A 9,301-nucleotide genomic window follows, 5' to 3' on the forward strand; every position below is an offset into this window, starting at 1 on the left:
GGCTGGACATGCGCCTGAGGAACGGCAGGCTGATATTGCGCTCGATGTTGAAGCCGCCGACAATGCCGCTCTCGGCGCGATCCTTGGCGACCAGGAAGACACCGGCGGCGATCGCCTCGCGCGCCGAGCCCGGCGCGTAGGGCTTGCCGTCCATATGCATGGCGCCGGCAAGCGCTCTGCGCACGCCAAACAGCGTTTCGGCCAAGGCCGTCTTGCCGACGCCGACGAGGCCGGTGATCGCCACCACCTCGCCGGCGCCGAGCGTCATCGAGATCGGTTTTGCGCCATGCGCGATCCGCAGGCCTTCTGCAGTGAAGACCGCGCTGACGGAACTTCTGGCAACGACCCTGTCGAGACGGATCTTGCGGCCGAGCATGGCGTTGACGGCGCCCTCGTAATCAAGCGGTTTTTGATCGAAGACGCCGGAGACGACACCGTCGCGCATCGACATGATGCGGTCGGCGAGCCGCCTGATATCGGACATGCGGTGCGAGATATAGAGGATGGCAACGCCATGACCGCGCAGCCGGTCGATCAGCGAAAACAACCGGTCGGCCTCGGCGCTCGACAGCGAGGAGGTCGGCTCGTCGAGGATCAGCACCTTGGGCTGGTGCGCCATGGCCCGCGAAATGGCCACCATCTGCCGGTCGGCCAGAGACAGATCGCTGACGCGCGCCTTGAGGTCGATTGCCAGCCCCATGCGGTCGGCGACGGCCTTGGCTTCGGCACGGACATTGGCGGGCTTGAACAGCATCGACGCGCCTTTGCCGCTCAGCCGGTCGAGCGTCAGGTTGGTGGCGACATCGAGGTCGGCGACCACGCCGTCATTGATGTTCTGGTGCACGGTGACGACGCCGGCGCGAATGGCTTCGGCGGGGGTTTGCGGGTCGAATGCGTTGCCGGCCAGCCGCATCGTGCCGGCACCGCGCGCATAGACGCCGCTGATGATCTTGACCAGGGTCGACTTGCCGGCGCCGTTGGCGCCCATCAGCACGGTGACCTCGCCCGCATGCAGTTCGAGCGAGATGCCGCCAAGCACCTCGTTCTGGCCGAAGGATTTCCTCAAGCCCTCCACATGGAACACGGCATCTGCGCCCATTCCTTCCTCCCTGGTTCCTGACGCTATGGGTTCATTCGTCAATTGTCAACACGATTGACATTTGCCAGAGCGCTTCCTAGCTTGGCCCCGCCGCCGTGGCTCCGCTATCGTCGGACACCACGAGCAGGAGGGGAGAGAATGACCGGGAAGTTCGAAGCATTGTCGGTGGAGACGCTGCCGAAGCGCCTTGGCGAGACCGCGGCGCTGACCGAGCGCATCGGCAAGGACGCCAGCCACTGGAAAGTACGCGAGGTCGGTGACGGCAATCTGAACCTCGTCTTCATCGTCGAGGGCGACCAAGGTGCGGCGGTGGTGAAGCAGGCGCTGCCCTATGTGCGGCTGGTCGGCGACAGCTGGCCGTTGCCCTTGAAGCGCTCGTTCTTCGAATATCATGCGCTGACCAGGCAGGAGCGCCGGGCGCCCGGCTCGGTGCCGGCGATCTACCATTTTGACGAGACCCAGGCGCTGATCGTGATGGAATATCTGGCGCCGCCGCACGTCATCCTCAGGCGCGCTCTGATCGACGGCCGCGAACTGCCGAACATCGCGCGTGACATCGGCCTGTTCATGGCCCGCACGCTGTTCCGCGGCTCGGATCTGTCGATGGCCACGAAAGAGCGCAAGGCCGATCTGGCGCTGTTCGCCGACAATGTCGAGCTCTGCGACATCACCGAGAATCTGGTGTTTTCCGATCCCTATTTCGATGCCAAGATGAACCGGCATACGTCGCCCCAGCTCGACGGCCTGGTTGCCGAATTGCGCGCCGACCGCGACCTCAAGGTCGAGGCGCAGCGGCTGAAGCATCTCTTCGCCGCCAATGCCGAAACGCTGCTGCATGGCGACCTGCATTCGGGCTCGATCATGGTGACGGACACAGAGACCCGGATGATCGATCCGGAGTTCGCCTTCTACGGCCCGATCGCCTTCGATGTCGGCATGCTGCTTGCCAATTTCTGGATCGCCTTCTTCTCGCAGCGCGGACACGAGGAAAAAGGCAGCAGGGACTCGATGCGCGCCTATCTGCTCGGCGTCACCGCCGAGACCTGGGCAACCTTCCGCGCCGAGTTCTCGCATCTGTGGCGCAGCGAGCGCACCGGCATGCTCTACCAGAAAAGCCTGTTCGAGGATCAGGGCGACAGGCTGGGCGCCGAGCAGGCGCTCGACCACATGCTGCATTCCATCTGGACCGACCTGCTCGGCTTTGCCGGCATCGAGGTGCACCGGCGCATCCTTGGGCTGGCCCACAATGCCGATTTCGAAACCATTGCCGATCAAGACCTGCGCGCCACATGTGAGGCCAAGGCTTTGCGCTTCGGCCGCCACATTGCCGTCAACCGGCGCCGGATCCACAGCATCGACGAGGTCAACAATCTGGCCGCGCTGATCGAACAGGAGAACAGAATTTGAACGTCGGCGAACGCCACTACCGCACCATCTGGCTCAGCGACGACAAGCGCTCGGTCGAGATCATCGACCAGCGCTGGCTGCCGCATGAATTCCGCATCGAGTCGATCGGAACCGTCGCCGGCATCGCCACTGCCATCCGCGACATGTGGGTGCGCGGCGCGCCGCTGATCGGCGTCACCGCGGCTTACGGCGTCGCCATCCAGATGATGGACGACCCGTCGGACGAAGCGCTCGATACGGTGTGGGAAACGCTCAACAAGACGCGGCCGACGGCGATCAACCTGCGCTGGGCGCTGGACGAGATGCGCCGGCACCTCAAGCACCTCGCGCCAGGGGAGCGTGCCGAAGCGGCCTACAAGCGGGCCGCCGAGATCGCCGACGAGGATGTGGGCTTAAACCGCGCCATTGGCGAGAACGGGCTTGCCATCATCAAGGAGATCGCGGCGAAGAAGAAGCCGGGCGAGACCGTCAACATCCTCACCCACTGCAATGCCGGCTGGCTGGCGACGGTCGACTACGGCACGGCCACCGCGCCGATCTATCTGGCGACCGAGGCCGGCATTCCTGTCCATGTCTATGTCGACGAGACCAGGCCGCGCAACCAAGGCGCCCAGCTGACCGCCTGGGAGATGGCCGGCCACGGCGTGCCGCACACGCTGATCGTCGACAATGCCGGCGGCCATCTGATGCAGCATGGCGACATCGACATGGTGATCGTCGGCACCGACCGCACCACCGCCAATGGCGACGTCTGCAACAAGATCGGCACCTATCTCAAGGCGCTGGCCGCGGCCGACAATGAGGTGCCCTTCTACGTCGCGCTCCCCTCGCCCACCATCGACTGGACGGTGGCCGACGGGCTGAAGGAAATCCCCATCGAGGAACGCTCCGGCGACGAGGTCTCGCTGGTCTGGGGGAAGACGGCTGACGGCAAGGTCGCGCAGGTGCGCGTCTCGCCCGATGCGACGCCGGCGGCAAACCCGGCATTCGACGTGACGCCGGCAAGGTTGGTGACGGGGCTAATCACCGAGCGCGGCGTGGCCAAGGCCTCGCGAGAGGGGCTGAAGGCGATGTTTCCGGAGCGGGGTGATTAGCTGATCTCCCCTCGGCACTTCGTTATTCTCGGGCTTGACCCGAGAATCCATGCCGTTACGTTCGCCAAGGAGTGCAACGGTGCAGAATTCTGGAGCCGTTGCAACGCCTTAGCGTCACGGCATGGATCCTAGGGTCTGCGCGCGTCGCTTCGCTCCTTGCTCCGCCCTAGGATGACGACCGAAATGTCGTGGCCGATTGACAGCGCCACCCTCCTCTCCCATAAAACCCGCGTTAATGTTCTCAGGGCGGGGTGAAAGTCCCCACCGGCGGTAAGGGTCTCGACCCAAGCCCGCGAGCGCCTTCCAGTCCACGCATTAATGCGTGGATTCTTAAGTGCTAGAGCGTCCTTTACGCGTCCAAAAGGACGCGTGGCGCTCTAGTGGAAGGGTCAGCAGATCCGGTGCGATTCCGGAGCCGACGGTTACAGTCCGGATGGAAGAGAACGGCCGCAGGAGACGGTCCGCTCGCGCGGGCCGTGTTTTTGCGTCGTGCGTCCTGATTCTGGTTCGAAACGGAAGGAAGGACCCATGAATCAGCATTTCCCTAAAGACCAAACTACCCTTCGCGTCGCCGTCATTCGGGCGCGCTGGCATGCCGATATCGTCGACCAATGCGCAGCGGCGTTCGAGGCCGAGCTTGCAGCGCTCGGCGGCTTTGCCGTCGAGGTCTTCGACGTGCCCGGAGCCTATGAAATTCCGCTGCACGCCAAGACGCTTGCCGAGACCGGCCGCTATGCCGCGATCCTCGGCGCCGCCTTCGTTGTCAATGGCGGCATCTACCGGCATGACTTCGTGGCGAGCGCCGTCATTGACGGGATGATGAATGTGCAGCTTGCGACCGGCGTGCCGGTGCTGTCGGCGGTGCTGACGCCGCACAACTACCATGACAGCGCCGAGCATTACCGCTTCTTCCACGAGCATTTCACCGTGAAGGGCAAGGAGGCGGCGAAGGCCTGCGTCGAGATCCTCGCCGCGCGTGCCAGAATCGCGGCCTGAACCGCTTCGCGAGCAGCGCATCAGAACTAAACCGATTTGGATTTCAGGACCGCGACCTGAGTGGGTTGCGGTCCGTCGGAAATCCGGCCAGAAGCAGTTGGGCCGGGTTTCGGCCCAACCTGCTAAATCGCGCTTTCAACAGATACGGGAGACTATTCGTTGGCTCGCATCACACTGAGACAATTGCTCGACCATGCCGCCGAACATGGCTATGGCGTGCCTGCCTTCAACATGAACAACATGGAACAAGGCCTCGCCATCATGGAGGCGGCCGAGGAGACCAAGTCGCCAGTCATCCTGCAGGCCAGCCGCGGCGCGCGCGCCTACGCCAATGACGTGGTGCTGGCCAAGCTGATCGACGCGCTGGTCGAGATCCATCCCGATATCCCGGTCTGCATGCATCTCGACCACGGCAACAACGAAGCGACCTGCGTCACCGCGATCCAGTATGGCTTCACCTCGGTGATGATGGACGGCTCGCTTAAGGAGGACGGCAAGTCTCCGGCCGATTACGCTTATAATTCCGGCATCACCCGCCGCGTCGTCGACATGGCTCATTGGGGCGGCGTGTCGGTGGAGGGCGAGATCGGCGTGCTTGGCTCCCTTGAGAGCGGCGGCGGCGAGCAGGAGGACGGCCATGGCGTCGAAGGCGCGATCAGCCACGACCAGCTCTTGACCGACCCGGTGCAGGCCGAGCAGTTCGTGCGGGATACGCATGTCGATGCGCTGGCGGTGGCCATGGGCACCAGCCACGGCGCCTATAAATTCTCGCGCAAGCCGGACGGCGCGGTGCTGGCGATGAATGTGATCGAGGAGATCCATCGCCGCCTGCCCAACATGCATCTGGTCATGCATGGCTCGTCGTCGGTGCCGGAAGAGTTGCAGGAGATCATCAACAAATATGGCGGCCAGATGAAGCCGACCTGGGGCGTGCCGGTGGAGGAGATCCAGCGCGGCATCAAGCATGGCGTGCGCAAGATCAACATCGACACCGACAACCGCATGGCGCTGACCGGCGCGATCCGCAAGGTGCTGACCGAGAACCCGTCGGAGTTCGATCCGCGCAAATATCTGACGCCGGCGATGGCTGCCATGAAGAAGCTCTGCAAGGAGCGCTTCGAGCAGTTCGGCACCGCCGGCAACGCGCCGAAGATCAAGCCGATTCCGCTGGCGGAGATGGCCAAGCACTACAAGTCGGGCAGCCTCGACCCGAAATTCGGCTAAGCAGCATCCGCATAACCTGTCATGATCAGGTCGCGGAAAAGGTCATAGCGAACGCCGCCGAGCGCTATTCGGCGGCGTTCGGCGTCTCCGCGTCGGCACGGACGAGCTTGATGTCCGCGCCCGCCGCCCAGGCGCCGATATCCTCGCGACGCAGCGCCGCCGCCATCATGTCGGGGAAATGGTCGGGCGTACAGGCGAAGACCGGGATGCCGATCGCGGCGACCGACCCGGCCATCGACGGATCGTAGCCGGGACGGCCCTGATTGGTGAGCGCCAAGAGCACGACGACGTTGACGCCCGACCGGACAAGTGCTGCCAGCCTTTGCAGGAGCTCCTTGCCGTTGCCGCCCTCGTAGAGATCGGTGATCAGGACGAAATGCGCCTTGGTCGGCCGTTCGATGCGCTCGGCGCAATAGGCGACCGCCTGGTTGATGTCGGTGCCGCCGCCGAGCTGGACGCCGAACAGCACCTCGACCGGATCGCTGAGTTCTTCGGTCAGATCGACGATCGCCGTGTCGAAGCAGACGAGTTTCGTCCGCACCACCGGCAGCGAGGCCATCACGGCGGCGAAGATCGAGGCATAGATGACCGAGCTTGCCATCGAGCCGGACTGGTCGACGCAGAGCGTCACCTCGTCGAGGTCGACCAATCGGCGCTGACGACGCATGAAGCCGACCAGCTTTTCCGGAACCACGGTCTTATGGTCCGGCTGGTAGTGGCGAAGGTTCGCCGTGATCGTGCGCGGCCAGTCGATATCGCGCTGGCGCGGCCGGTTGGTGCGCCGCGACTTATCGAGCGCGCCGCGGATCGCCTCCGCGGTCTTCTGCTCCAGGCGCTGCATCAGCTTGGCGACGATGTCGGAAATGATCGACCTGGCGATGTCCTTGGTCTTGTCCGGCATCGCCGAGCGCAGCGAGACGAGGTCGGCGACGAGATTGACGTCGGCCTCGATCGCCTTGAGGAACTCGGGCTCCATCAGCATCTGCTTCAGGTTCAGCCGCTCGAAGGCGTCCTTCTGCACGACCTGGATGACCTGCTCGGGGAAGAAGGAGCGGATGTCGCCCATCCATTGCGCGACGCGGGGTGCCGAGCGGCCGAGCCCGCCGCGCCGCTTGCGCGGATCGCCGGCGGTGTCGCCGCTGCCGTCGCCATAAAGCGCATCGAGCGCCGCCGACAGTTTTCGGTCCTCGGCCGACAGCGCCGACGATGTCTCGTCGTCGGCCCCGATCGCCAGCCGCCAGCGACGCTCGCGATTGTCCGTTGCCGCTTCGAGATCCCGCCCGGTCGTTTCGTCAGCCATGATTGGCCTCCCCTGCCAGCAGCTTTGCGAGAAGGCCAAAATGCCTGTTCCATGCCGCGCCACTATCCGGCGCCGGGATCAGCCCGGCCGGCAGGCTCGCTCTCTTGCCAAGCACGGCCTCGATGAGGCGACGACGCTCCATGCTGTCGAGATTGGAGAAGACGCGGCGCAGCAGCGGAAGATGCGCCACGAAAGCCTCCTCGTCGAGCGAGGCCAGCCAGGCATCGACGGCGCCGCGCAGGCCCTCGTCATAGATCAGCCGCTGGCCGGCGCCGCTGAAGAAACCTTCGAAGAAGGCGGCGGCATCAATCACGGGCGTTCCTGGCGACAGGCGCCTTGCCAGGAGATCGGCGGTCTCGTCGGCTGAGAGCCGCCCAGCGTCGTAGAGCAGATGCGCGGCGCAGCCGGCAACCAGCGCCGTGGAGCGTGACGAATCCAGCACGGCCGCCAGCCCGTTGCGCCAGGCTTCGAGGACATGCTCGTCCGGCTCGACCAGCTTGATCGCCTCATCGGCCTTGCGCAGCGCTCGCATCAGCGCGGCCGCGGCCTGCGCGTCGAGATCGCGCGCCGCGTAAGGCAGCGCGATGGAGCCTTCGATGATCAGCCGCTCCAGCAGGCCGGCGAGTCGCTCGCTCTCGGTCTTGCGCGCTTCGCCGTAGCGGATGATGTCGGCAAGCGGCGGCACCGAGGCCAACAACTCCAGGCACTCGCTGCTGTGCGCCGCCTTTTCCTCGAGCGCTGCAAGACCGGCGGCGGACGCCTCGCTCAGGGCGGCGGTGATCGCACTCTGCACCAGCGTAGCCAAAGCATCGAGCGTCGCGGCGGCGCCGATCATCTGGATGAGCCTGCCATTGGCGGCCTTCTCGATGGTCGGGCCGTAGACCAGGTTCTCGACAAGGCGGACGGCATATTCCGGCTGCCAGGCGAGCATCCAACGCTCGCGAAACGTGCCGCGGCTGCGGCCGACATCGGTCAGCCTGCCCCAGTCGACGCCAAGCACGTTCAGCCGGTGCAGCAATGTCGAGCGGAAGAGACCGCTCTCGCTGCGCAGGTCGACGGAAAGTTCCCGCTCCAGTGCCTCTGGCTTCAGCCTTGCAGCCTTCTGGTTGCGCTGCAGATCGTCGATCAGCGGCGCGAGCGGCGTGTCGGGCGGGATCTCGCCGACATCGGCGCCGAGCAGCAGCTCGGCCTCGACCATCTTCCACAGCAGGGCCTCGCCGTTGAAGAGCGCCGAGACCGAGGCATCGCGAAGCTCCTCGAAGCCCGGCTTCGGCCGTTCGCGGATGGCGGCAAGCGCGCGCGCCAGGCGCTCCGCCTCGATCAGCGATGCGGTGGAGATCATGTGGCCCTTCGCCCGCAGCACCGAGGCGATCCGCGCCAACCACAGGACCGAGGCGTCGTCCTGCCCACGTGTCTGCCACAGATGCTTGCACCAGCCCGGCGCTACGACGCCGGCGCCATAACCATAGCCCAGCGCCAGGCGCGGTCCGGTCCACGGCGCATAGGTCATCGTGGTCTTGCGCCGGCCGATGCCCTTGAGCAGCGCCTGGTCGCTCTTCTGCGTATGCCCTGCTTGAAGGGCCGGCACATGCCAGGCGCCGCAAACCACGGCCATGGGGCCGTCGAATTCCTTCCGCGCTGCGGCGATCTCGAGGCGCATATGTGCCTCGCGCATAGCCTCTAACCTGCCGATCGAACCCTCGCCGTCGCGCAGCGTCGTCATCGCGTCGGCGATGGCCGCGAAGATCGGGCCGGGCTCGGGATTCTGCTCGATGATGTCCGACCACCAGCTCTCGCCGTCCTCGTAGCCGGCGGCACGCGCCAGGGTGCCAATCGGATCCTGGACGCGCGTGGGTTCTTCGCCCTGCTCGTCCTTGGCCTCCGCCTCGGCTGCTTCGGTGTCCGCTGCCGCTTCAGCCGCCTTCTCCGCAAGCCGCGCGGCCGACGGCAGGTCGATGAAGCGCAGCGCCGCCTTGTTGGCGACGGCCCAAAGTGCTGCCTGGTATTCCGGCGAGAATTCAGCGAAAGGCCAGAAGCTGGTCGCGGCGGGATCATCCTCCGGATAGCAGAGCAGCGCCACCGGCGGCTTCATGTCGGGGCTGGCGAGCAGCGGCAGCAGCGGCGAGGCATCCACCGGCCCCTCAATCAGCACGGCGACCGGCTGCAATTCCTGCAACGCCT

General features: G+C 65.2%; 7 protein-coding genes and 1 riboswitch. Of the genes, 4 read left to right on the top strand and 3 right to left on the bottom strand.

Annotated features, from left to right (window positions below; genetic code table 11):
* A partial coding sequence (locus tag EOA27_RS10430) for a sugar ABC transporter ATP-binding protein (RefSeq protein ID WP_145970316.1) occupies positions 1–1,099 on the bottom strand: 1,099 nt, incomplete at its 3' end.
* A 138-nt stretch (positions 1,100–1,237) separates the two neighbouring features.
* Between EOA27_RS10430 and mtnK the strand changes: the two genes are divergently transcribed.
* The 4 genes from mtnK to fba all read left to right on the top strand — a co-directional run bounded on the left by mtnK (position 1,238) and on the right by fba (position 5,820).
* Positions 1,238–2,506, top strand: a complete 1,269-nt coding sequence (gene mtnK / locus EOA27_RS10435; RefSeq protein WP_126078691.1) for an S-methyl-5-thioribose kinase — start codon at positions 1,238–1,240, stop codon at positions 2,504–2,506.
* Positions 2,503–3,600, top strand: a complete 1,098-nt coding sequence (gene mtnA, locus EOA27_RS10440; RefSeq protein ID WP_126078692.1) for an S-methyl-5-thioribose-1-phosphate isomerase — start codon at positions 2,503–2,505, stop codon at positions 3,598–3,600. The genes mtnK and mtnA overlap by 4 nt, the downstream gene beginning before the upstream one ends.
* A gap of 233 nt (positions 3,601–3,833) precedes the next feature.
* Positions 3,834–4,049, top strand: a riboswitch (FMN riboswitch).
* 79 nt (positions 4,050–4,128) lie between these two features.
* On the top strand, positions 4,129–4,596 hold the full coding sequence (locus tag EOA27_RS10445) for a 6,7-dimethyl-8-ribityllumazine synthase (RefSeq protein ID WP_126078693.1): 468 nt from the start codon (positions 4,129–4,131) through the stop codon (positions 4,594–4,596).
* Between the two features lie 159 nt (positions 4,597–4,755).
* A complete protein-coding gene (gene fba, locus EOA27_RS10450) occupies positions 4,756–5,820 on the top strand; it encodes a class II fructose-bisphosphate aldolase (protein WP_126078694.1) in 1,065 nt (354 codons plus the stop codon).
* 64 nt (positions 5,821–5,884) lie between these two features.
* On the opposite strand, the gene EOA27_RS10455 is transcribed toward fba, so the two are convergent.
* Positions 5,885–7,120, bottom strand: a complete 1,236-nt coding sequence (locus EOA27_RS10455) for a VWA domain-containing protein (protein WP_127256099.1) — start codon at positions 7,118–7,120, stop codon at positions 5,885–5,887.
* Positions 7,113–9,301, bottom strand: a 2,189-nt coding sequence (locus EOA27_RS10460; RefSeq protein ID WP_127256101.1) for a DUF5682 family protein, incomplete at its 5' end; no start/stop codon positions are given. The genes EOA27_RS10455 and EOA27_RS10460, both read right to left, overlap by 8 nt.

The organism is Mesorhizobium sp. M2A.F.Ca.ET.037.01.1.1, assembly GCF_003998075.1.
Taxonomy (GTDB): Bacteria; Pseudomonadota; Alphaproteobacteria; order Rhizobiales; family Rhizobiaceae; genus Mesorhizobium.

Bases quoted from the DNA above. Each gene is read 5' to 3' on its own strand.
- EOA27_RS10455 (WP_127256099.1), bottom strand. From the start codon at position 7,120: ATGGCTGACGAAACGACCGGGCGGGATCTCGAAGCGGCAACGGACAAT.
- EOA27_RS10445 (WP_126078693.1), top strand. From the start codon at position 4,129: ATGAATCAGCATTTCCCTAAAGACCAAACTACCCTTCGCGTCGCCGTC.
- mtnK (WP_126078691.1), top strand. From the start codon at position 1,238: ATGACCGGGAAGTTCGAAGCATTGTCGGTGGAGACGCTGCCGAAGCGC.